Here is a 25225-nt window from a genome sequence, read left to right as displayed (position 1 = left end):
AGGCTGATTGCCGATTCGTATTAGAGTTTAAACATAAAATATTTGTAAGTCGGCTTAAAATCATGCATAGTTTTTGTACAGTTTTACAAAAATCACAATAATAAGGCAGGGCTTATGGCAACGTCAGAGGATCTAAAACAATACAACCTGATCAGTTATATTCTTTATATTCTGGGGTTTTTTCTGGGTGTGACCCCATTTATAGCCATTATCATGAACTATATTAAACGTGATGAAATGCGCGGCACCTGGCTGGAAAGTCATGTGGACTGGCAAATTAAAACCTTCTGGGTCAGTTTGCTGGGTTATATTGTTGGTGGCTTATTAACTATGATCTTGATCGGATTTCTAATCATATTTTTGGTCTTTATCTGGCATATCTACCGCTTGGTCAAAGGGATGATTGCGCTGAATAATAATCAACCGATTCAGGCTTAAGCAATTGTAGAAGTAGTATCCATGTTACGGCCTTGCAACCCACCGCTATGAATCACCAGCAGTCTAGATCCTGCTGGGAAATAATCTTTTTCAATCAAATCAAAGATGCCCATCAACATTTTAGCGGTATAGACCTGCTCTAGTGGAATGGCAAATTCGATTTCAAAATCCCGAATAAACTGCATGAGGGCTGTGCTGGTTTTGGCATAGCCGCCACAGCAATAATCATCCAGAATAGTCCAGTTGGTTTTGCTGGTTAGTTGCGCGACTTCATCTTTTAAAAAAGAGCCTTGCAGCGCTGAAAATCCTAAAACCTGCTGATGCGCCTGACTGGCTTCGATCAGACCGGTGATGGTTCCACCAGTGCCTACTGCGCAGCAAACCACATCAAATTGAGTATCTTGCGGGCTCAAAATTTCCTGACAGCCCTGAATGGCCAAAGCGTTGGTTCCACCTTCAGGAATGAGATAATGCTCAGGAAATTGTTGTGCGATTTCGGCCAGATACTCAGGCTGTTGCTTGCGACGATAGTGTTCACGACTGACAAAATGTAGCTGCATCCCCAACTGCCGTGCGGTGGCTAAAGTCGGATTGAGTGGCCGATGGGCCAGCTCCTCACCCCGAATAATCCCCACACTTTGAAAACCAAACTGCTGTGCGGCAAATGCAGTGGCCGCAATATGATTGGAATACGCACCACCAAAGCTGAGAATCTGCCGATAACCCTGTCTTTGTGCTTCCAGAAAATTGTATTTCAGTTTAAAAAACTTGTTGCCTGAAATTTGCGGATGTACCAGATCCAGACGACGTATTGTTAAAATAATATCGTGAAAATTAATCTGTTGATCGGGAATATTTTGGGCAATCTCTGCAAACATAAAAATTAACACAGTCAGTTATTCGGCCATTATAGCGAAAGCAGTAAAGATCAGGGATTGAGAATAAGTCATTTTCAGGCATGAGATAAAAATTGACGCAGAATGTCACAAATATTCTGCTGATTATTTAAGCAGGGATGCTAATCTAAATACAGGAAACCCTTGAGGAGGGTAGAATAATGAAAATATTGTCCTATGCTATTTTGGTTTGTGTAATGCTCAGTTTGTCGGGCTGTGATGATGCGATGAATAAGCCTAAAACAGAGACCCGTACCATGATTATTGGTGGTGTACCGGTACATGATCAGGATTACCAACTGTTAGACACGCAATTCATTGCTCAGGATCAGTTAAAACAGTAAGCCATTACAGTAACTAAAATTCCTGACCAATACTGAAATTTTTAGAGCAAATGATTCGGTTTTTGCTTAAAATAATCCTTCAATTTTTAAGTCAGGTTATCTCGTGGAATCATTCTGGATTTTAGGCTCAATTGCTGTTGCCCTGATGTTAGGTGCAATGAGTCCCGGGCCGACTTCTATTTATGTGGCAAAAAATTCAATTGCGATTTCACGTAAACATGGTTTATTTACTGCATTGGGGACTGGTCTAGGTGCTGCAATTTTCGGTTTGCTGGCAGTACTGGGTTTGCAGGCATTTTTGCTGGCTGTGCCGTCGGCTTATCTGGCCTTAAAAATTTGTGGGGGGCTATATTTACTTTGGCTGGCTTTTAAAATTATTAAGCATGCCAAAGATCCGATTGAGGCAGATTCGAGCATTACCAAACAGATGTCTTTACGTCGCGCTTTTACCACAGGTTTAATCACGCAGTTGTCGAATCCAAAAATTGCGATTGTGCTGGCCAGTATTTTTACCGCCTTATTACCAAAAGAAATTCCGAACTATTTCTATTTTGCTTTGCCCATTTTATGTTTTTTTATTGATGCTGGCTGGTGCTCACTCGTGGCTGTCGCACTTTCTGCTGAAAAGCCACGCCGTGTGTATTTAAAGTTTAAGGCATTGTTTGATCGGGCAGCAGGTGCGGTGATGACCGTGCTCGGATTAAAACTTATTTTCGGGATGAAATAGTTTCAACAGTTGAAGTCATCATCCTTGGAAAGTGATCATTCTTATTAGCTTTCCAAGGGACAGCTGATCATTTGAACTTAATCTTTAAAATGCACGGGAATCCATTGATAGCTTTTAGCATCTTTAGAATAAACATGCCCAATTCCCGGAAATGGTAAATGTGGTGCTGCCACCGTCTGGCCATTCTTTGCATATTCCGCAAAATACTTTAAGCGGGTTTCAACCGCTTTTTTCGGATCGATATCAAAATCTATAGCGGTCTGTGGACGGTCAAACTGAATGGTATGGGAGTGTACAATATCCCCAATAAATATCATCTCCTGACCCTTGGATTTTAAGCTAAATCCAAAATGCCCCGGTGTATGCCCCGCTGAACTGATCACATCAAAACCATGGATTTTATCGCCAGCTTTAAAGGTCTTTAACTGACCTTTGGCCTGATAAGGTGCGATGGCTTTCTTGATTTTATCGACTGTACCCAAAAAACCGGCCTGTTTTGCTTTTGGTAATTTTTCTACACTTTTAGGATTCATCCAGAAATCCAGTTCGGCTCGCGATACATAAATATTTGCATTGGCAAAATTGGCGACGCCGTTATTACTGATGCCGCAAACATGATCAGGATGTAAATGCGTTAATAAGATCGTATTGACTTGCTCAGGCTTTTGTCCAGATGCCTGTAAATTTGAATAAATAGACCCAAAGTTTGGCCCATTACAGCTAGAAGCACCGCTATCCACCAAGACCAGTTCTTTGCCTGTATTTACCAGGAAAGCATTGACGGAGGTCTGGATGCCTTTGCTTTGGTCAACATAATATTTTTTTAAAATCTGATTCACTTCTGCTTCAGGAATATCCTTAAACAAGGCTTTGGCTAAATAATTGGTGCCATCCAGCAGGGCAGTAATCTGGTAATCTCCAAAGCTGTATTGATAATATCCGGGAACCTGTTTTTGTTGTTCTAAAGTGGAAGGCGTTTGTGCGTGTGTTGGGGAAATACCTGCCAATGAACCTAAAGCAAGGAGTGATCCGACAAGAGAAGAGCTGAGGTATTTCATGGCTATTCTTATGTAATTAAAGTCAACTCTATGTATTAGCATGGATATTGATAAAAAAGAATATGAATATATTTACTATTTTTTTAAATCGAAATGGCGATTTAGCATCTGTACTAAAAATTCAGTGTGAATCTGTATATTGATTTTTTGAAAGTAAAGAATGTGTTTTTTGTAAAAATATTATTATAAATAAAATGCTTAGATGTATTTCACTTTTTATTAAAAGCTCGTTAACATAGGGTATTACGAACAAGCTTTGGGTGTCGCGATGAGTTTTTGGAAAAGAAAAAACAATGCCAGCTTTGTATTTTTCATTATTACCTTATATTCACTACTTGGTTTTGGACTGGGCTATGTGATTTGGGAATTTGTGTTGCAAGGCTAAGTGACCCAGCAATAAAAAAGCCTCTAGAGATAGAGGCTTTTTTATGTATTGATTAAGCCTTAAAGCATAGATGGATTGAGATAGTTTGTTCCATCAAGTAGTGCAATGATTTGGTGGTGGTAGTAACCAGCAACTTGTTTTTTTAGGGGATTAATTCGGTTTCTTGAGCTTGGGGTAGAGCTATAAATAAGCTAAGCGTTAATGCTGTTATGACGATTTTTTGATTGAATATTTTCATCGTTATTTTTATCTATTATAAAGACGTGTTTTTTAGCATGCTTCGACTGGGTCTTATAGGCAATAAATAAAAAAATTCTCAATTTAATAATAGAGTGTATACATGAATATTTTTTTAAGAATTAGCATATCAGGACTTTACTCAGTGTTTTTATAATTATTTTATAGAAAAAATCCTGTTATTACCAAGTTTTACTCGGTTATACAGGTGTATTTATTGACTATAAAGAAGAGTAAAGTTAATTATTTAAATGAATAAAAATTATAAAAAAATATTGTTAATTTGTTTATTATGTGGAGATATTGTTTATTTATTGTTAAGATTATTTTGAATTAATAAAAATTTTTTTAAGTCACAAGGATTAATATTTTGAAAAAAACAGCACTCGTTTGTTCTTTAACCTGCTTAGCTTTAACAGCGTGTTCAACAACTGAAACCTCAAAAACAATACAAGCACCGCAAGTAACAGCTGCAACCGCACAAGTAAAATATACGGGCGCTAAAACTGCAGTTTCTATTGGGAAATTTGATAACCGTTCAAGTTATATGCGCGGGATTTTTTCTGACAATGTAGATCGTCTGGGGGGGCAAGCAAAAACAATTTTAGAAACTCATTTGCAGCAAACGGGTTATTTCTCTGTTTTAAATCGTGATAATTTATCTGAATTGCAACAAGAAGCAGGATTTGGAAAATCAACACAATCAATTAAAGGCGCACGTTTTGTACTAACAGGGGATGTTTCTGAATTTGGTCGTAAAGAAGTAGGTGATCACCAATTATTTGGTGTATTAGGTCGTGGTAAAACGCAAATCGCTTATGCAAAAGTTAATCTTAATGTAGTTGATGTAAAAACTGCAGAAGTGGTTCACTCAGTACAAGGTGCAGGTGAGTATGCGTTAAGTGAGCGTGAAGTGCTTGGTTTTGGTTCGACCGCATCTTATGACTCAACATTAAACGGTAAGGTTTTAGATTTAGCTGTACGTGAAGCAGTGAATAATCTTGTGCTTGATTTACAGACTGGTAAATGGTCAAACAAGTAATAGGATTATTCTGTGAAAAATATTTTTTTATTACTTGGTGCTGTGATGTCACTAAGTTTGGTTGGTTGTGCAAGTGGTCCTAAATCTTTATATAGTTGGGGTACATATCCGCAACAAACTTATTTGTTGTTAAGTGTTCCTGAAAAAACCTCTCCTCAAGAGCAGATTGCTAAACTTGAAAAAGATATAGAGAAGGCTAAAGCTAAAAATGCGGCTGTGCCCCCGGGTTTATATGCACATTTAGGGCTATTAAATTTAAATCTTAATAATGGCCCACGAGCAGTAGAGTATTTTGAGTTAGAGCGTCAGGTTTATCCAGAATCAACTGTTTTGATGGATCGTTTACTGAAAAAAATGACAAGTCAAACTATTATTGCAGGAGCGAAAAAATGAAACAGTTAAAACATTTATTCGCTTTAGTTGCAGTAACATTGTTAGTTACAGGTTGTGCAGTAGCCCCTAAAAATACGCGTGATTTAAGCAGCTACACCGCGCATATGCCAAAGTCTATTTTGGTGATGCCACCTGTGAATGAATCTCCTGATACACGTGCAATTTATAGTTATTGGTCAACAGTAACTGTTCCTGTTGCAGAGGCAGGTTATTACGTTTTCCCTATTAGCGTTGTCGATACGATGTTTAAGGAAAATGGTATTTATAACGGTTCTGATGCTCAAACAGTAAGCACTCAAAAGCTACAAGAGATTTTTGGCGCTGATGCTGCTTTGTATGTGAAAGTAAAAGAGTATGGTTCGAAGTATCAAGTGATTCAAACGGTAGCTACGGTAGCTGTAGAAGCTAAATTGGTTGATTTAAAAACTGGTCAACTTCTTTGGGAAGGTTCAGAAAAGCAGATCCTTGCTAACAGCAATAATAATGCTGGTTTAGTGGGTATGTTGGTTGGTGCTTTGGTGGATCAAATCTCGAATCATTTAAGTGATAAGGCGTATGTACTATCAGGTACGGTAAGTCAATTGTTGTATTCGCCACGGTTGAATCAGCAAAAAGGTTTGTTATATGGACCAAGATCTCCGAATTTTTCACAGAATTCGATAAGTCCTCAGCAGTAAAAAATCCCCTCAATTGAGGGGATTTTTATATTTAGGTCTAAAAATTAAGACACTTTATCACCCGGTTGAGCACCAGATTCAGGTGAAATCACCCAAACGCCGTCGCCATTACCCGCAGCTAACACCATACCGTTCGAAATACCAAAACGCATCTTACGTGGAGCAAGGTTAGCCACCATCACCACCAATTTGCCTTTTAGGTCTTCAGGTTGGTAGAACTCACGAATACCACTGAATACATTACGTGGTTCAGCTTCGCCTACATTTAAAGTCAATTGAAGAAGTTTGTCAGAACCTTCAACGTGAGCTGCTTCTAAAACTTCAGCCACACGCAGGTCAACTTTCATAAAATCATCAATATTAATAATTTCAGCTTCGCCCACTTTCGGTTCAGGTTTAGTCGATGCTTTCTTCTCTTTTTTCTTTTCCGTTTTTGCTGTTTCAGCAGGGGCAGCCAAAGAATCTTTAGACGCATCGACCATTGCGGCAACCGCTTTTGGATCTACACGTTGCATCAATGGTTGGAACAATGCAATTTCGTGACCGACCAGAATCGTTTCACGAGAAGCGAAGTCGAAAGATTCTAATTGCAAGAAATCTTGAACTTGTTGCGCCAGTGTTGGCAACACCGGAGCCAAATAAACAGCCAATTGACGGAACAAGTTAATACCGACAGAACATACGTCATGTACTTGTTGTTCCTGACCTTCCTGCTTCGCCAGCGCCCAAGGCTTTTTCTCATCGATATATTGGTTCGCTTTATCTGCAAGTGCCATGATTTCACGAATCGCAGCAGAGAATTCACGTGACTCATATTGTGCTGCGATTGAATCACCCGCATCAATGAAGCTTTGAACCAATTCAGGCTCTGCACAGTTTGCACTTAACTTGTTATCAAATTTAGTATTGATGAACTTCGCACAACGGCTGGCAATGTTGACCACTTTACCAACCAAGTCAGAATTTACTTTTTGAACGAAATCATCCAGGTTCAAGTCCGAATCTTCAACTTTGTCAGAAAGTTTAGAAGCAAAGTAATAACGTAAATATTCTGGGTTTAAATGCTCTAAATAGGTTTCAGCTTTAATGAAGGTACCACGAGATTTTGACATCTTTTGGCCATTTACGGTCAAGAAACCATTCACGAATAAACCTGATGGCGTACGGTAGTTAGCACCTTCTAGCATTGCCGGCCAGAACAGCGCATGGAAATACACAATGTCTTTACCAATGAAGTGATACACCTCATTTTTAGAATCTTTTTTCCAGTAGTCATCAAAGCTTAAATCAGGACGTTTGGTTTTGATATAGTTTTCAAAACTCGACATGTAGCCAATTGGCGCATCGACCCACACGTAAAAGTATTTGTTGGGTGCGTCTGGAATTTCAAAACCGAAATATGGCGCATCACGCGAAATATCCCAATCATTCAGGCCATTTTCAAACCATTCATCTAACTTGTTGGCAATCGAGACCGGTAAGCGGCCTTCATCACGTGTCCATTTTTGCAGGTATTCACCAAAATTCGGCAACTTAAAGAAGTAATGGTCAGATGATCTTTCGACGGGTGTTGCACCGCTTAAAGTCGAATGTGGGTTCAATAATTCGGTTGCATTATAAGTTGCACCGCAAACTTCACATGAATCGCCATATTGATCTTCTACTTTACATTTCGGGCAGGTGCCTTTAATGAAACGGTCGGAGAGGAACATGCCTTTTTCAGGATCGAAAAGCTGGGTGACAGGACGAACCGCGATATTGCCGGCATCACGGTTTTTGATATAGATTTCAGATGCACGTGCACGGTTGGTATCGCTATGGGTAGAATCATAATGATCGAAGTGCACCGCAAAACCGTCAAAATCACGGATATGTTCCTTTTGCACGTTGGCAATTTGTGCTTCCGGTGAAATTCCGTTGGCTTCAGCACGTAACATGATGGCTGTGCCGTGAGCATCGTCCGCGCAGACATAAGTCACATCATGACCCATTGCACGCATCGCACGTACCCAAATATCAGCTTGGATATAACCGAGTAGGTGACCCATATGAATCGGGCCATTGGCGTATGGAAGGGCGTTAGTGACTAAGATATTACGCACGGATATGACTCTCTCATTCGTATATTATGCAAGGTGGATGATTTTACCTGATGCAGGTCCGAATACAAAGCAATCCTTTAAGCGAATCAATTCCATTTCACCGCGAATTCGTGTCGAAAGGTCTTTGTATTTACAGAATGTCTTGGAAATGTAGATTTCCCTATATTGCGTTGCCAATAACAGCGATAATAGGCCATTGATCTAAAAGCTTTGAGCTAGAAAACCATGATTGACGAAGATGATTTTGATTTTGACCAACCTGTCACGCGTATTAAACAAAATGCAGCGAGTCAAAAACAGTTGGGCAGTCAGATTTTAAAAGATGCAGAAGCTTATCTTGAAGACATCTCGGCAGATGAACATACACTTTTAATCAAAAACTTATCGGGTTTAGTCGCGCAAGATGCTTATTTCCAAGTACTGGCAGATCAGCTCGATCAACCGATTGGCGCGAAGTTTGCCAATGATGCTTTAAATTTGATGCATTTTTGGCCGGCCATTCACCAGCTTGAAGATATTGAGCAATTTAAGCTACTCGATATGATCAATAGCGAATATTTCCAGACTGAAATGCTGAAAGCCTTCGATGCCTTAGAGATTGATGAAGACATCAAAGCCAAGCGCCGTTTGGTGCTGCTTGAAAGCTTGAAAATGTACAAACTTGGCTTTTACAGCGGTTGTATTCCAAATGTTTATGCGCAGCTCGAAGGTATTTTGACAGATATCCTGATCAAAGCAGGTTTCCTCAAGCAAAATGGCACCAAGTTTGTCGATGTCTATAAAATCGTACCGGGTTTAAAAGGCAATGAAATTAAAAGCCTGTGGCATAAGTCTAAAATTGCGATTGAACTGAATCCGTATTTTGCTGAACTTACTGCCTATAAAATGGATTCAAGCTCAAATGTGACCATGAGCCGTCATAACATGCTACATGGCACAGATGTCGACAACTTCAATCAAGCACGCAGCTTCATTCTGTTGATCTGGTTGTTCTCTGCGCTCAGCTTTATGAGCACCTTGCGTGTCTGACTTGAAATAATATCTCCTGATGCATTTGCATCCTATAAACATCTGCTGTGAATTGGCAACACTGATTCTTTGGCTTTGGAAACTATGCTATAACGGCATTTGAATGAGAAGCCAAAGAAAATGTGCTGACAGGTTTACCAAGCCAGACTTTGTCGAAACCCCAAGTAATCGATGGACTTGAATCGCCAGAATCCAAAAGAGTTGGATTATTGACTTTGCAATACTGATTGGGCGCAGCTCATGCTACAGACTGCAAACAATAGCAACAACATGTACAGGCTTTGTTGCAGTTTGCTTACTGCGCCCGATTTGCCCCCACGCTTTGTGCTAAAAAATGGCTGATTGTTTATATGATATGCCTAAGGAGGGTACCTCATGACTCAGCAGAACCAGAGCAATAGTTCAAAGCAAAATCAAGACAAAGAACAACATGAGAAACAATTAAATCAGAAAGCCAAAGAAGAGCAAAAGCAAAACCAGAATGACCAGAAGCACAATCAGTCGCATGATACACAAGATACAAAGCCACACCAGACTGATGAAAATTCTGATAGCAAACAAAACTCTAAAGATACAGGCGCTGACTCGGAATCGAAGGATGAAGCCTCTAAAGAGCAGCCATCTGATCAAAAAGATAATTCGAAAAATGAGCAATCAGATAACAAAACTGAAAGCTTTAAGATGGATGATTTAAAAGCGAAGGCCATTGCGATTGGTGAGGAGCTATTACAAAAAGGCGAAAAACTTCTGAATGAGCTAAAACATGGCAAGTCCAACGGTCAGAAAAATGATGATCAAGGTTCAGATGACGCAAAAAAGGCAAAAGCTGATCATAGCACTGAAGATAAATCATCGAATCAGTCAGATAAACAAAATGCTAAAGAAGCTCAGACCGATCAACAGGCAAGCATGGCCAATTTAAAAGATGAGGCTGTACATAAGTTTGAAGATACAAAACAGAAGATTACTGAGTTAGTCAGTGAAGCCTCTACCAAGCTGGGTGAGCTGAAACAGATGGCGGCTGATAGCATGAATAAAATGAAAGAAAATCAATCTCAGGGCAATGATTCTGATCAGCAAAAAGATGCCAAAGCTCAAAATTCAGAATCGAAATCAGGTCAGTCTGACAAGAGTGAATCTAAAGAAGATCAGGATAAAAATGCCAAGGATCAGCAGCACAAGTCTGAAAATAATAAAAATCATAAATAGACTGTGATTATTGTAGAGCCACTTTAATCAAAGAAGGTTAAAGTGGCTTGCTACACCTAAAATCAATAAAAATTCTTTTCACATCAAAAAGAATCCAGTTGGCTTTACTTTGATTGATTCACTTTTAGCATGCCTATCCGCTACAATCCAACAAAACCAAGTAAAATGGTTGGAAATTGCAGATATCTCCTCGATCTTCTCGGCAGAGTGCTTAACCTTAAGCGAAAACCCCGTTAAACTATGCCATTCGGATATCTATCTATAGTTTTGGAGTAACCTATGTCGTGGCTTTCTTCGCTCAAATCGGTCTTTTCACCTTCGCAGGAGGTGAACGAAGAAGCTGTGCAAAAAGTATTGCAAAACTATCTGTTGCCAAATTCAAATGATCCGCTCAAACAGCGTATTACTCAGGTCAATGTTCAAGCTGAGATCCTACAAATCACCTTAAATACTTATCCTGAAGAAAAACAAGATCTGCAACAAATCCATGATGAACTGGCGCAAGCTTTGCAAAAATGTGGTATTCAAGAACTGAATATGCATGTGATTCAGCAAAAAACTGGGCCTAAAAGTCATAAATCGGATGGCTGCGGGCATAAGCATGCCAAAGGTGAAAGCTGTTCCAGTCAGCCTAAAGCAGAAGCAAAACCCAATCTTCCCCCTGTGGTGGATGCCTCCGCCCAGCCTGCAAAACAAGAAGAAGCTGATCCCAATAATCCACCGATTCAAAAAGCTGCACCTCAGCAACGTGATGTACCAAAACATCCACGTATTCAAAATGTGATTCTGGTGTCATCCGGCAAGGGCGGTGTAGGTAAATCGACGACTACAGTGAATCTGGCACTGGCTCTGCAAAAATTAGGCTTAAAGGTCGGTGTGCTGGATGCCGATATTTATGGTCCGAGTATTCCGACCATGCTCGGTAATGCGGGCAAAACGCCGATGATCGAAGCGGAACAGTTTGTCCCTATCGAAGCCTATGGAATGGCAGTGTTATCGATTGGCCATTTAACTGGTGATCACAATACTCCAGTGGCTTGGCGTGGACCGAAAGCCACCGGTGCATTGATGCAATTATTTAACCAGACCTTATGGCCAGATCTTGATGTTCTGATGATTGATATGCCACCCGGTACAGGGGATATCCAGTTGACGTTGGCACAGCGCATTCCGGTAACCGGGGCAGTGATTGTCACCACACCACAAAACGTGGCCCTACTCGATGCGACCAAAGGCATTGAACTGTTTAACCGTGTGCAAATTCCGATCATGGGCGTGATTGAAAATATGTCGACCCATATCTGTTCAAATTGTGGTTTTGAAGAACAGATTTTTGGCACAGGCGGTGGAGATAAACTGTCTGAGCAATATCATATTCCATTATTGGGTCGCTTACCTTTAGATGCTGAAATTCGTGAAAATGCCGATGCTGGCACACCTTCAGTCATTGCCGGAGATGATGCAGCCGAAAGCTATATGCTGATTGCAGAAAAAATTGCAGCGCAGCTACCTAAGGCCGAAAAAGATCAGAGCCGAATTTTCTAATTGACCCATTAAATAGAGAGTTCACATATTTAAGCCCTAATTCAAGTTAGGGCTTTTTTATTAATAATTCACGGAAATAAACAGCTTTAAATTAAGAAAATTGACTGAAATGACTGTTGCGTATTGGTTCCCAAAATGGTTTCAAGTGATTGAATTAAATTGATTTAATTCAGTGTGAATTCTGATTATATGTTCTCTTACAATTATTTTTTTGCAGCATTGACCGAACTATTCTATGCTACGCGGATTAGAGCGAGGTCAAACTATGATTTCATGGTTTTTTATTGGTTTAGTGGCAACCATTCTTTTAACACCAGGCCCAACCAATACCTTATTGGCATCTTCAGGCATACAGGTCGGATTTAAAAAAACATTTCGTTTAATTCCTGCTGAAGCCTTTGGCTATCTGATTGCCATTAGCTTTTGGGGCATTCTGATCGGAAAAATTTCCGTTCATCTTCCGCTTTTGCCGACCATTCTCAAGCTGTTTAGTGCCGGCTATATCCTTTTTCTGGCTGTGAAATTATGGCGCACGGCAGAACTCAGTGAAAATTTTGAAAATGTCTCGATTCGTGCACGAGAACTATTTCTGGCAACCTTGTTAAATCCTAAAGCACTTTTATTTGCTTCAGCGATCTTTCCGGTGATTGTCTGGAAAAGCAGTCAGCACTATGTGACTCATATGTTAGTATTCCTGGTTTTGCTGATTCCGATTGCATTCTTCTGGACTTTCCTCGGCTCAATACTGGCTAGAAAAAACAGTCGCTGGCTCAATCAAAAAAACCTGCAAAAAACCGCATCACTGGTGTTAATGAGCTTTTCGATTCCTTTAAGCTATTCTGCACTTTTAAGTTTATAAGCTGATATCCATCAGCAATTTTTTATCCACTTTGGCTGCAAGCACTTCACTTATTTTCATTGAGGGCAATTTCAGTTAAAGTACGTCGCAATAACTTGTTCTTAAGATTTTTGGATTATATCAATGGCAATTAAGTCTGATCGTTGGATTCGCGAAATGAGCGAAAAACACGGCATGATTGAACCGTATGCAGAAAACCAGGTACGTTTGGATGAAAATGGTCAAAAGCTGATTTCGTATGGCGTATCGAGCTATGGTTATGACGTGCGTTGTGCACGGGAATTTAAAGTATTTACCAATGTGCATTCTGCAATTGTCGATCCGAAGAACTTTGATGAACGCAGCTTTATTGATATTGAATCGGATGTTTGTATTATTCCACCGAACTCATTTGCATTGGCCCGTACCATCGAGTATTTCCGTATTCCACGTAATGTACTGACGGTTTGCCTGGGCAAGTCGACTTATGCGCGTTGCGGTATCATTGTCAACGTCACTCCGCTTGAGCCAGAGTGGGAAGGTCATGTAACTTTAGAGTTCTCGAATACCACCAACCTTCCTGCGCGTATTTATGCAGGGGAAGGCGTCGCACAAATGCTATTTTTTGAGTCTGATGAAGTGTGTGAAACCTCATATAAAGATCGTGGCGGAAAATATCAAGGTCAAACTGGCGTTACTTTGCCGAAGACCTAAGTAGTTTAAGATATTGAATAACGGGACTATATGTCCCGTTTATTTTTTTGAGATTTTCATTCATCGGAAACTCAGGTTTTTGCTTCAATTGACTTTGGCATCTGTATTAAAAGTCAGCATAATAGATTCCGAATAACCATAAAAAAGATGCAATGCATCATAAAAAACAAAATGTAGCGGCTGGGAAGCTGAAACATAAAGATGCGGAGCATCGGATAAAAAGGAAAGAGTGAGATGACTCAGATAAAAGATCTATTTAAATTTCGCAAAAATTATTTAGCAATGACAATTGGTTTAATCCTGTTGCCTTCTGCGCATGCGATGCAGGAATTATCAGATTCTTCTCTTTCTGACACCACGGGTGAGGGGGTTGCGCTCGTACTTGATGATTTTAAAATGGTGTTTCAAGGCCCTAAAGATATTTCTGCTGGTTCCAGTTATGCCAGAGGTATTGAAAATCCGGGACAGGCGGATACGGGTTTTATTCGCATTATTCCAACTGGTGAAAACTATGAAAAGCTAGGGGAGCGTTTATACGATAAAGTTTATAGCAATACTTACCATAATGCTTATCTAGCTGAACGTGCGAGAATCTATAACCATGTATATGGAGATACGTATGCATCAAGCCGAGATGCTTATATTACAGACAATCGTACCCGCGTAGCGAGTGAAATTACAGCTGAATATGCTGCTAGCTATCGTGGTAGTCTAGTCCAACAATATCTCGATTCACCAATTATGAAACAGTATTATGATCAGCGTTATGCTGATTATTATAATGGTAGTTCAGCTGGCTTGAATTTTGTAAATGATGGTACAACAAAAGAGTCAATTACCCCATGGTTAACTGATCGGTCGAAAGCAGCTGCACTTAAAAATACTCTGGAAATGATTGAATTGTTATACGGAAATAATTATGCAGCGAATCTTCCAAATTCACCTTTTTACCAAAGTTTTAAACAGCAGTTTCCAAGCTATGTTCGTGCAAATGTCATTAAAAATACAGTAGATAGTCAGCTTGCAGCCAAGACCACTGAAATGCTAAATCAGTTGGCTGCAGATTATGCGAAAGAACAGGCAACAACAGCCAGTAATACCGTGCATGATGAAGTTGTACGAAATGCAATAAATATGGCAAAAGCTGCTGCACAAAATGCCAATATTGGAAGCCTGCGTACCAAGGCAGATGTTTTCATTTATGGTCTGGCATTATCAAAAAGTGATGACTCGCTGAGCACGCGATACAGTAATCAGGGTTTTAGTTGGGGATCTGCAGATAATCCTTGGTTATTCCGGGCAGGAACTGAAAGCGTCAAACAGTTTAAGGACGCTGCTAAAGATGTAGGCTATATTGCTCTAGAAGCGCCTCTTGCCAAGATTGCTCCAGATGAAAGTGATAATAATATTAAATTGGGGTTTTGGAGTGATATTTTTGCACGTGAGCTTAATTCCTCTAATGTTGTCGATCCTATAACAGGTGGGCCCACTTCAGGGCTTGATACAAATTACCGATTAAGAACGCAATTTGTTGCCAATGGTCTCAGTTTAAATGGTTCGCAAGTTCGGTTATTCCAAACCTTGGAATCGGATAATAAGGACTATAATCAAACTTTAGGAATGGCAAGTATCGTTCGTTTAAATACCAATGATCGGCCAGAAACTCTAAGCAGTAGCGATAGCAATCTTAACAGTAAAGGTATTCGTCTAAGTACCGCAGCAAAAACAGATGCACTTGATGGTAATGTCCCGACCCCAGCCTTAAATGGAAGTGCTGCTCCCATATTTCATGATTCTGAGGGTTTATATTTATATAGTCCAAATATTAACCTGGTGCTCGGTAATATGTATCAGCCTTTTGTGGTCGGTTCAGAAGGCAATAATATTATTTTAGAAGTGACACGTATTCCAAATATTCCTGCTATCTATAATCAAATTTATCAGAATTATGGGGGTGGACTAGGAGAATCTGATTTAAAAGGTTCAACCTGTAATGTCTATAGTTGTGGTACGCCGATTAAAAATAATGCTTCAGATGCGACCGTGCTTTATCAAGGCCGTAACGCCACTCACAGTAGTATTTCAATAGGGACTACAGAGCGTATCCCAGGAACAAATTTGCTGCGCGCCAAAGATGGCCCCAACTCCACGGGAGTCGTATTCAAGAGTACTGATGGTATAAGTAAGAATTTTGGGTCTGCAGTCATTGATGGCGTACTGATTCAGCATTTAAAAATTAGAACAACTGGTCTGTAAGGGAGTATAAAAATGTCCAAATTATTGACCCTCTGCGCATTGATATGTACCTCTATGCTCAGTCAAGCCGGATTGGAAGTCCTTAATCAGCAAGAGTTAACTGAGACAGTAGGACAGGGCGGAGCAGACCTTAACTGGACTTTATCCTTAAATCATATTTACGCCACAGATTTAACCAAAGATACAATTTCTCGACTTGATGGAAATGATAATCCACTAGAAGTATTTTATGTTTTAGATCCGACAACATGTGGTGCAACAAAACAGTTTTGCCGTTTGGCAATAGCCCCAAATAATCATGTCGATGCCAATGGGAATAAAAAATGGTTAGTATTTAAAGGTATTCAGGGCACGATTCAGATTGACAAGTTTTCTATCGATGGAACAACCATCATTAATCATCGTAATGAACCGCAAACAGCGATGAAAGTCAGCTTTTATGATGACAAACCTTTGAAAATCAGAAACTTGGGTTTCAGTACAGTGTCGATTGAAACGGGTACAGGGGGTGGTGCACTAGAAGGTTATGCCAATACAGGTACTTATGACACTTATACAGCACGCACCTATAATACCGAAGGCGGTTTTTCTACCTCGACACAAGATGTGCCTTCATTTGATAAGGGGGCCGAAAAAGGTTTTATGGGATTGAATGTTCATGGAAATCTGCATATGTCCGGTAATTTGAAAATATTTGGTTATAACTGTACAGGTGGGGCACAAAGTCGTTGTTAATCGCAGCGTCAAGTACAGCATAAGGATATAAAAATGAAAAAAACAACAATAAAGTTGAAGTTACTAACGGTATGCATGTGTCTTATACAGCAAGCTTATGCACTTGAAACCATTGAAGAGCAGGTATTGAGCGAAGTCACTGGACAAGATGGTATGGTGATTACTCATGAAATTTCTAAAGCCAACATTGCTCAAGTCAATTGGTATGATCCCAATCCAACTGCCAGTACTAAAATGGGTTTAGGTCTACATAATGTTGAAATTATTGGAAAAGATAATAAGCCAATTATTAGTCAACTTGAAATAGATGTAGGTGCTACTTCACAAGGGGCAGGACTTCGGCTTGCTGCAAGTGTTTCACCATTTCAAGCCACTGCAGATTTAAAACTGGTAAAGACAGCCTGTACGACCAATCCATGTAGCCAGTCTGCGAATAGTATTCGGACTGCTGGCGTACAATCTAGTCAAAGTCTAGGTGCATTAGGGATTAGTACCTCTACGCCGCTTAGTGTTCTATTACAAACTACTGCAGGTTTATTTAATAAAGAGGCAATTGCCAGTATCGATTTTCAACTTAAAAATGCCACCATTAGTCATAAACTAGGTGAAAATAGCCTGATTTTAAATGACTTTAACTTTAATTTTGCGGGTCAGGGCTATATGTACATTGACCCCAATGAAGGTGTTGTACTCACTACCCGAAATGGCAATCAAGACCATTATGTGGATTTAAAACGTGTTGAGGATACCACTGATATTGCTGTTGGCCGGGTTAATCCGACCAATCCTGGCGTTAATATTGACTTGCGTTATAACACGCCAAATAACGAACGTAAAAATATTATGCGTCTTGGGGCTTCAGGTGCGGTGACCAATGCCAGATTATCCATGAATGCCGATCAAACCCAGATTGGTACTTTTGATGTAAGTAACAAGTTAAATGGTGTTTTACAGCGTCAAGACAAAACTGCAGCAGGATATAGCGATCTGGTGGGTGAAGGGGGGTTGCATCTGGGCTTATCTGCCGACTTTACTGGTGCTGCTAGTGGTCACCCAAGCAACATCGTGCCTACCGTGCTTGAAATTGGTCATACTGGCCATGGAAGCTATGCAGTCCAATTCTCCAATATTAGGCCCCTGACAACACGGAATGCTGATGAAAATTTACATGGTAAAAATGCCTATATCGATTTTGGTGATATTTATATAAATACTATTACGGCTAAAAGTCTCGATTTTATCATCAATGAAAATATGCGAAAAACCTTGGGGCATAGTAGTGATGTACTGAAACAGACATTGAGTACAGCAGGAGATGGAGAGGATTTTGCTTTTATTGCAGTACGAGGAATGGACTTTCAGGCAATTGCTGCGAAAGCACGTTTTATTTCAGATAACTCCTTGACAGAACTTGGTGGGGATGGCGGTTCATGGGGGATTGGTATTCCTATTTATAATTTAAATGCCAATGTCGCGTTGTCTGGAACAACTTATGGAACAGATAATAAGCAGGCAATTGCTTATAACATCATGGCCTCTACTGAAGGATACGGGGTCGACAAGAAAACCGGTTTGCCAAGTACAACTTCAATTATATTGATTGATGGTCAGGACGGTGTACAGGGTGAAGCTGTTAACTATTATGCAGGCTTTAGAAATATCGATGCTTTGATTAAATCTGAAGGGATTATTGGCTATGAAGATGAAGGGATTTATATTCGTGCCGATAAATTACTGATTGCAGCAAAAGCAGAGCTCGCAATGGGGCAATTACCAGGATCTAAATATAACTGTAGCACTGCATCAGTCAGTAAATGCGGAGGCTATGTGCCTCACGATAACTTTTCTAAACGTGATGATGTACTGACCAATATTGCCTTTAAGCTCGATGGAAATGGTGAGCTTCTGATTATTCCTGGGGTAGATCCAACCGCAAGTTCACCAGATACCAACTTTTTGTCATTTGATGCAAACTTTAAATTTAGGCCACTCACATCAGAAGAAAGTGCAGATAAAGCTAATCTGGGTAGCTACTTCAGTATCTCCAATGAAGATATTGATTTAACAACAGAAGCATTAAACGTTTCTTCGATCAACTTTAACCGGATGGAAGGTCATTTGGGTGTTAATGGGAAAGTTCGTGTCAGTGCTGATACCGTAACGTTGGATAATCAGGTCAAACTCAATTATGAAAATAATATCGCGACACCATTTAAAACCAATTTTGCGATGGCGACCAATGGCAATATGCAAAACATGGCAAGTATTGCACTGACTGGTGGCACTATTCGTAGCACGCTGGGAATCACACCACGCTAAATTCAGGATGAGAAAAATGAAAAAAATAATATTAAAGAGTCTAGTTGCGGCGATGGTGGGATTGAGTGGTCATGTATCTGCATTAACCTCATTAGAAGATCAGGAGCTTTCAAATATTAATGGACAAGCTTTATTGTCAATGGAGGTTCAGGCCGGATTTAACCAAGTTGATAATTTGGGAGAGGCATATGACCAGAGAAATATCTCATTTTATAAATTGGGTCTAGAAGCTGAAATGGAAATTAATGCCAATATTAAAAAACTGCAACTTGGTTGTGGAGGAATTAATGGTGCAACTGGTTGTGATATTGATATTGATCATATTTCCTTAAGTGGTAATTCTGCAAATGGAATGGATCGTGCTGCGACCTCTGCTTTGATTACTAATCCTTTTGTTCAATTTGCTATAAAAAATCCAAATCAGGCATCTACACGTGAAGTTTTGGGTTTCCGTTTAAGTGCAGAAAAGATTTCAGGTCTACTGACTATGGGTACAGAAAATACGGCCACACCAAATGGTATTAATAGTTTTAGTGGATATATGAAGACTAAAGAAGCCAAAGGAACAGCTGTAACTAATCCAAGAACAATGACCTATGCATCAACTGGCAATAAATATATTGAAGGTGCTGTTACGGGAACAATATTGGGGCAGGATCTGGAACTTCATTATAAATCGAATGATTATACTTTTAATTTAACAAGTACCAATGCGCCATTTGTGATTCCAGCCACTATAGTTTCAGGAACACGAATGAGTGAAGTTAAATTAAAGGGGACTGGTACAGTTGACAGAATTGATTTTAGTGGCCCATTAAAGGCCATTTTAAAGCCACTGGATTTATTTGAGCTTACACTGGATAAACAAATTACAGGCTATATGACAGGCCTTAGAACAGATATTACAGTGGATCAAGATCTTGGCTTAATCCATGCATTGTATTTGAATAACCCAGCATCTTTATCATTACAATCGCAAAAAATACTTTGGCCGGGTGCTGCCGTTGCTGCTAATCAAGGTTGGTGGATGGCAATCGAGGATGAGGTAAATCTTGGTGATATTAGTCCAAATAAAGGTGTGGATATTACTAATGCGGTATTAGCACAAACCATTGCAGGGATTAATCATGATTTAACATCAAAACCCAGAGCATGTGGAAGTCTTTTGAATTGTGTATTTGATGGAGCTTTAGATGTGAAAGAAATTAAAAACCCGGCACTTCTTGATTTTCCTTTGAAAAATTTAGAGCTTAAAGGCCAGAACTTTCAACCGAACTGCTTCGGTGGACATAAATTCTGTTAAGTTAAAAAGAATAAAAAATCCCGCACTTGACGGGATTTTTTTATTAAGAAAGCAAAATTATTTAGCGATTTTAGCCAACAACTCTTCTTTGGAAATATTTACAGATTCAGCATCACGGCGACCTTTATATTCAAAAGTACCTGCATCCAAGCCTTTTTCACCAATCACAATACGGTGTGGAATACCGGTCAACTCAAGGTCAGAAAATTTAACGCCTGGACGTTCGTTACGATCATCTAGAATTACGTCATAACCCGCAGCAGTGAGTTCAGCATAAAGCGCTTCAGCTGCTTCTACTGTGCGTGGTGATTTATGTGCATTCATCGGTACAATGGCCACTTCAAACGGGGCAATGGCAGTTGGCCAAATAATGCCTTTCTCGTCAAAGTTTTGTTCAATGGCAGACGCAACCACACGTGTTACCCCAATACCATAACAACCCATGGTCACAGTGAATGGTTTGCCATCTTCACCCAAGACTTTACAGCCCAATGCTTCAGAGTATTTCTGACCCAACTGGAAGATATGACCCACTTCGATACCACGTTTGATTTGCAGTGTGCCTTTGCCATCTGGAGAAGGGTCACCTTCAACTACATTACGCAAGTCATAAACTTCAGTGAACTGTGCATCACGTTCCCAGTTTACGCCGGTTGCATGCTTGTCAGCTGCATTAGCACCGGCCACAAAGTCAGAAAGAACAGAAGCTGCACGGTCAACAATGACGGTGACACCTTTTTCAACCAGACCTTGTGGGCCTACAAAACCAGCCGTCAAGCCAAGTGCTGCGATTTGCTCTTCGGTTGCAAAAGTGAGTGGAGCTGCAATTTGTGCATGCTTCTCGGCTTTAATTTCATTCAGTTCGTGATCGCCACGAAGGAATAAAGCAACCACAGGAACAGCACCATCCTCTTTTGCAATGCCTTGAACAAGCAATGCTTTTACTGAGTGAGCTGGATCCGTGCCCAAGAAGGCAGATACATCCGCAATGGTTTTTTGATTTGGCGTATCAACCAGTTTAAGTTCTTGAGTTGGTGCCGCACGTTCGCCGACCAGAACGGCTTCAGCCATTTCAATATTGGCGGCGTAGTCTGATTCGGTCGAAAATGCGATATCATCTTCACCGCTTGAAGCCAGTACATGGAATTCGTGTGAACCTGAACCACCAATCGAACCGGTATCTGCTTGAACTGGACGGAAATCTAAACCAAGACGAGTAAAGATTTTGCAGTAGGCTGCATACATGTCGTCGTAGGTTTGTTGCAATGATTCCTGATTGGCATGGAAAGAGTAGGCATCTTTCATGATGAATTCACGTGAACGCATTACCCCAAAACGCGGACGAATTTCGTCACGGAATTTGGTTTGCACCTGATAGAAGTTGGCAGGGAGCTGCTTATAACTTTTTAGTTCATTGCGTGCTAAATCAGTGATGACTTCTTCATGGGTTGGACCCAGTACAAACGGGTTACCGTGGCGGTCATTGAAACGTAACAGCTCAGGACCGTATTGTACATAACGACCTGATTCTTCCCATAAAGACGCAGGTTGAGTCACCGGCATATAGACCTGAAGTGAACCGACCTTGTCCATTTCTTCGCGAACGATCGCTTCAACTTTATTTAATACGCGAACGCCCATCGGCAGCCAGGTGTACAGACCTGAAGCCAACTTACGAATCATACCGGCACGAAGCATCAACTGATGGGAAATAACCTCAGCATCGTTCGGGGTTTCTCTTAACGTTGCAAATAAAAAGCGACTCGCGCGCATGGAAACTGTCCTAAAAAATTAAGCGTTAAAGCAGAGATTATACAATAAAAAATGAGATGAGCATTTGGGAATGTCACCTCATTGTGTTGCATTAAATTATGCCATGATTTTACGCATCTGACGCAGCATAAAATTCTTAAAGTCATCCAGGTAGGTAAAGATCACGGGGACAACCACCAAAGTGAGCAGGGTTGAGGTGATCACCCCGCCAATCACGGCATGGGCCATCGGCGCACTTTGTTCACCGCCTTCACCCAGCCCTAAGGATAAGGGCACCATACCCATGACCATGGCGCTGGTGGTCATTAAAATGGGACGCAGTCGGGTTTTCCCCGCGGCAATAATCGCATCATAACGCTCTTCACCGCGATCCATGGCTTTTTTAATAAAGTCGATCAGCAGAATCGCATTCTTGGTCACCAGTCCCATTAGCATGATAATCCCGATAATCGAAAACAGGTTCATGGTGGAATTAAACAGGAACAGCGCCAGGAACACACCAATCAAGGATAATGGCAAGGAGGCCATAATCGCCGCAGGATGGATAAAGCTATTAAACTGTGAACCCAACACAATGTAGATAAACACAATCGACAGGGTGATGGCGGTCAGGGCATAGCCTGCGGATTCTGCCATATCGGCATTTGAACCTTGGGTATCAAAGCTATAACCTGGCGGCATATCAAAATTGGCTTGTAGCCGGCTGATATCCGTGCCGATATCTCCTGTAGGACGACCAGCGGTATTGGCTTCTATCAGAACTTCACGTGCCAGATCACGGCGGTTAATTTGTGAAGCACCGAGTTTTTCTTCAAACTTGGCCACACTCGAAAGTGGAATCAGAATCGGCTGATGATTGGCATCGGTTTTATTTGAAGTGATATACATGTTCTGTAAATCACGTGGCAAGCTGCGCTGGTCTTCCGTCAGGCGCAAATTCACATCATAAGTTTCGCCTTTTTCATCCTGCCAGGTGGTGACATCATCACCGGCAATCAGTGGACGAACCACATTGGCAATCTGATTCACGGATAATCCTAAATCACTGGCCAAGACACGATTGATCTGCACGCCGAGTGTCGGCTTGGGTTCTTTCAGTGAGGTTTCCAAATCGACAATACCGTCAATCTTGGCAATCTCTGTCATAAAACGATCGGAAATTTTTTGCAGTTCATCCAGGTCGGGGCCCTTGATCGAGATCATAATTGGCTTTTGACCACCCGAAACGGTTTCATCGGCAGATGCAACCGAGGTAATACTGATCCCGGCAACCGATTGCAGGCGTTGTCGAAACTCATTGTTGAGCTCGGTCAGGCTTTTTTCGCGTTCGATCCGTGGTGTCACGGTCACTCGCAGGCTGACGTGGTTTTTACCACGGTCAGTTACACCATTAATTACGCCATAAGTTGCTTTAACATCAGGGTGTTGACGGATAATCTGATCGACTTGTTGCAGTTTGGCTTGTGAGTATTCAAGCGAAGAATCTACCGGTGTTTCAAACTTAATGCGGATTTCGCCTTTGTCAGGAACCGGTACAAATTCGGTGCCAATCAGTTTCGATAATCCCAAGGCACCAAATAATGAAGCTACGGCAATCATTAAGGTAATGAATCTGAAGCGCAGCGCCAGTTTGAGCAGCTTTTCATAGACATGGCTTAAATTGTCCAGCTTGCCAGAAATCCAGCTAAAGAAACGTTTCACCCGTCCGGGTCTTTTATTTGGATCTTTTTTCTTTTCGGCCCAATGTGCAGAAAGCATCGGATCTAAAGTAAAACTAACAAACATCGAAATCAGCACAGCCACACTAACTGTAACCCCGAACTGATAAAAGAAACGACCAATAATCCCGCCCATAAAGGCCACCGGCAGAAACACGGCGACAATGGTCAGGGTGGTGGCCAGAACAGCTAAACCAATTTCTTTGGTGCCATCCAGTGCGGCAGTCACATGATCTTTGCCCATGTCGGCATGCCGGACAATATTTTCTCGCACTACAATCGCATCATCAATCAACAGGCCAATACTCAAGGATAACGCCAGCAAGGTCATCATGTTGATACTGAAGCCAAAGGCCCAGATGAAGGTCAAAGTACCTAATAATGCAATCGGCAGAGTTAAACCGGTAATCACAGTGGAGCGGAATGAACCAAGGAATAGCAGAACAATCAGCACGGCAAGTACCGCACCTTCAATAATGGTGCGGGCTACATCGCCAATGGTGCCACGGATACTTTTGGAAGAATCCACCACCACTTGCAAGGTCGTCCCCTGAGGAAGCTGGGTCTCAATACTTTCTAAAGTTTTGTAAGTTCTATCGACGACCTCAATCACGTTAGAGTCCGAGCTACGCAGGATATCAATCGCAACTGCGGTTTTGCCATTTAAAAAGGCAGCAGATTCTAGTTCTGCCTGACTGTCTTGGATCTCTGCGACTTGTCTCAGGAAAATTGGTACGCCATTTTTATTGGCAATGATGAGATCGCCGAAGGCCAAGGGATGCAGCACTTTAGAATTGATCTCAATCACCAGTTCCGAGTTGCCAGATTTGAGTGTGCCGCCTGGAACTTCAATATTTTCAGCCTTTAAGGTATTGATGACACTGTCTACACCAAGGCCAAAAGCTTGCAGTTTTTGTGGTTCTACCTGAATCCGGATCTGGCGCTGTGCATCGCCGAGTAAATTCACCGTTCCCACGCCAGCAACTGTGCGCAGTTGGGGTACAATCCGCTGATCCAGATAAGAACTGAGTGCTTTGATATCCATGTTATTGGATTCAAATACGATCGACATGACCGCATTTGCGGTTGGATCATAACGTTCGACAATCGGATCCTGAATTTCATCACGAAATTCAGCAGTCACCGAGGCAATTTTATCCCGTACATCCTGAGCAGCCGTGGTGGATGGTACATCCAGGTTGAATTCAGTCGTGATCATCGACAGGCCTTCACTGGACTGTGAAATCACCTGTTTTAAACCAGAAATGGTATTGATCTGATCTTCGAGTTTCTTGGTTATTTCTGACTCGACCGTTTCTGGAGAAGCGCCCGGGTAGTTGGTATACACCACCACAAAGGGAAAATCGACATCGGGAAATTCTTCAACGCCCATCCGCTGCCAGGAAGCCAGTCCCAATACCATCAGACAGAACATCATCATGATGGTGAAAACTGGATACTTCACACTAATTCGGGTAAACCACATG

At 41.1% G+C, this 25225-nt stretch carries 21 protein-coding genes; 16 read left to right on the top strand and 5 right to left on the bottom strand.

Annotation, left to right across the window (positions count from 1 at the left end; all coding sequences use genetic code 11):
• The first annotated feature begins 114 nt into the window (after positions 1–114).
• Positions 115–438: a hypothetical protein gene (locus tag FTV48_RS06705; protein ID WP_005169649.1), complete on the top strand. Its 324-nt coding sequence runs from the start codon at positions 115–117 to the stop codon at positions 436–438.
• On the opposite strand, the gene FTV48_RS06700 is transcribed toward FTV48_RS06705, so the two are convergent.
• Positions 435–1316 (bottom strand): 1-aminocyclopropane-1-carboxylate deaminase/D-cysteine desulfhydrase, encoded by an 882-nt coding sequence (locus tag FTV48_RS06700; protein WP_179999763.1) that lies wholly within the window; start codon positions 1314–1316, stop codon positions 435–437. The genes FTV48_RS06705 and FTV48_RS06700 overlap by 4 nt on opposite strands.
• 179 nt (positions 1317–1495) lie before the next feature.
• Here FTV48_RS06700 and FTV48_RS06695 point away from each other — a divergent pair, with 179 nt between their 5' ends.
• Positions 1496–1678, top strand: a complete 183-nt coding sequence (locus FTV48_RS06695) for an NF038215 family lipoprotein (protein ID WP_179999761.1) — start codon at positions 1496–1498, stop codon at positions 1676–1678.
• Positions 1679–1781: 103 nt separating this feature from the next.
• Positions 1782–2405 (top strand): LysE family translocator, encoded by a 624-nt coding sequence (locus FTV48_RS06690; RefSeq protein WP_005097872.1) that lies wholly within the window; start codon positions 1782–1784, stop codon positions 2403–2405.
• Positions 2406–2482: 77 nt separating this feature from the next.
• On the opposite strand, the gene FTV48_RS06685 is transcribed toward FTV48_RS06690, so the two are convergent.
• Positions 2483–3463, bottom strand: coding sequence for an MBL fold metallo-hydrolase (locus tag FTV48_RS06685; protein WP_100329140.1), 981 nt, complete (start codon positions 3461–3463; stop codon positions 2483–2485).
• Positions 3464–3731: 268 nt separating this feature from the next.
• On the opposite strand from FTV48_RS06685, the gene FTV48_RS15190 reads away from it, so the two are divergent.
• The 4 genes from FTV48_RS15190 (at position 3732) to FTV48_RS06670 (ending at position 6197) form a co-directional block, all read left to right on the top strand.
• Complete coding sequence (locus FTV48_RS15190; protein WP_086044934.1) at positions 3732–3848, top strand: hypothetical protein; 117 nt, start codon at positions 3732–3734, stop codon at positions 3846–3848.
• A gap of 607 nt (positions 3849–4455) precedes the next feature.
• On the top strand, positions 4456–5127 hold the full coding sequence (locus FTV48_RS06680) for a CsgG/HfaB family protein (protein ID WP_005097869.1): 672 nt from the start codon (positions 4456–4458) through the stop codon (positions 5125–5127).
• Between the two features lie 45 nt (positions 5128–5172).
• Positions 5173–5520, top strand: coding sequence for a DUF4810 domain-containing protein (locus FTV48_RS06675; protein WP_171304303.1), 348 nt, complete (start codon positions 5173–5175; stop codon positions 5518–5520).
• A complete protein-coding gene (locus tag FTV48_RS06670) occupies positions 5517–6197 on the top strand; it encodes a GNA1162 family protein (protein WP_005097867.1) in 681 nt (226 codons plus the stop codon). Before FTV48_RS06675 ends, FTV48_RS06670 begins: the two co-directional genes overlap by 4 nt.
• A gap of 44 nt (positions 6198–6241) precedes the next feature.
• Here the strand turns inward: FTV48_RS06670 and metG are convergent, their stop codons facing one another.
• Positions 6242–8299 carry a methionine--tRNA ligase gene (gene metG / locus FTV48_RS06665; RefSeq protein WP_179999759.1) on the bottom strand — a complete coding sequence of 686 codons (2058 nt, stop codon included), beginning with the start codon at positions 8297–8299 and terminating at the stop codon, positions 6242–6244.
• A gap of 225 nt (positions 8300–8524) precedes the next feature.
• On the opposite strand from metG, the gene FTV48_RS06660 reads away from it, so the two are divergent.
• The 9 genes from FTV48_RS06660 (at position 8525) to FTV48_RS06620 (ending at position 20247) form a co-directional block, all read left to right on the top strand.
• The gene (locus FTV48_RS06660; protein ID WP_179999757.1) at positions 8525–9328 is read left to right on the top strand and encodes a hypothetical protein; all 804 of its coding nucleotides are present in this window, start codon (positions 8525–8527) and stop codon (positions 9326–9328) included.
• Positions 9329–9703: 375 nt separating this feature from the next.
• A complete protein-coding gene (locus FTV48_RS06655) occupies positions 9704–10537 on the top strand; it encodes a hypothetical protein (protein WP_005097864.1) in 834 nt (277 codons plus the stop codon).
• A 279-nt stretch (positions 10538–10816) separates the two neighbouring features.
• Positions 10817–12082, top strand: a complete 1266-nt coding sequence (gene apbC / locus FTV48_RS06650; RefSeq protein ID WP_074383443.1) for an iron-sulfur cluster carrier protein ApbC — start codon at positions 10817–10819, stop codon at positions 12080–12082.
• A 265-nt stretch (positions 12083–12347) separates the two neighbouring features.
• Entirely contained in the window at positions 12348–12941 is a 594-nt protein-coding gene (locus tag FTV48_RS06645; RefSeq protein ID WP_100329137.1) for a LysE family translocator, read from the top strand.
• A gap of 123 nt (positions 12942–13064) precedes the next feature.
• Positions 13065–13634, top strand: a complete 570-nt coding sequence (dcd, locus tag FTV48_RS06640; RefSeq protein WP_004280726.1) for a dCTP deaminase — start codon at positions 13065–13067, stop codon at positions 13632–13634.
• 234 nt (positions 13635–13868) lie between these two features.
• Positions 13869–15890 (top strand): hypothetical protein, encoded by a 2022-nt coding sequence (locus tag FTV48_RS06635; RefSeq protein WP_159138282.1) that lies wholly within the window; start codon positions 13869–13871, stop codon positions 15888–15890.
• A 12-nt stretch (positions 15891–15902) separates the two neighbouring features.
• Positions 15903–16625 carry a hypothetical protein gene (locus FTV48_RS06630; protein ID WP_005097859.1) on the top strand — a complete coding sequence of 241 codons (723 nt, stop codon included), beginning with the start codon at positions 15903–15905 and terminating at the stop codon, positions 16623–16625.
• Positions 16626–16658: 33 nt separating this feature from the next.
• On the top strand, positions 16659–18944 hold the full coding sequence (locus FTV48_RS06625; RefSeq protein ID WP_179999755.1) for a DUF6160 family protein: 2286 nt from the start codon (positions 16659–16661) through the stop codon (positions 18942–18944).
• Positions 18945–18960: 16 nt separating this feature from the next.
• Complete coding sequence (locus FTV48_RS06620) at positions 18961–20247, top strand: hypothetical protein (protein WP_159516130.1); 1287 nt, start codon at positions 18961–18963, stop codon at positions 20245–20247.
• Positions 20248–20304: 57 nt separating this feature from the next.
• Here the strand turns inward: FTV48_RS06620 and FTV48_RS06615 are convergent, their stop codons facing one another.
• Together FTV48_RS06615 and FTV48_RS06610 are read right to left on the bottom strand one after the other, a co-directional pair.
• On the bottom strand, positions 20305–22020 hold the full coding sequence (locus tag FTV48_RS06615; protein ID WP_179999753.1) for a proline--tRNA ligase: 1716 nt from the start codon (positions 22018–22020) through the stop codon (positions 20305–20307).
• Between the two features lie 96 nt (positions 22021–22116).
• Positions 22117–25224, bottom strand: a complete 3108-nt coding sequence (locus FTV48_RS06610) for an efflux RND transporter permease subunit (RefSeq protein ID WP_005169687.1) — start codon at positions 25222–25224, stop codon at positions 22117–22119.
• Between the last annotated feature and the right edge of the window lies 1 nt (position 25225).

The sequence above is a fragment of the Acinetobacter sp. YH18001 genome, from assembly GCF_013416975.1.
In the GTDB taxonomy this organism is placed as follows: domain Bacteria; phylum Pseudomonadota; class Gammaproteobacteria; order Pseudomonadales; family Moraxellaceae; genus Acinetobacter; species Acinetobacter pseudolwoffii.
This window is presented reverse-complemented; position numbering and strand designations above follow the sequence as displayed.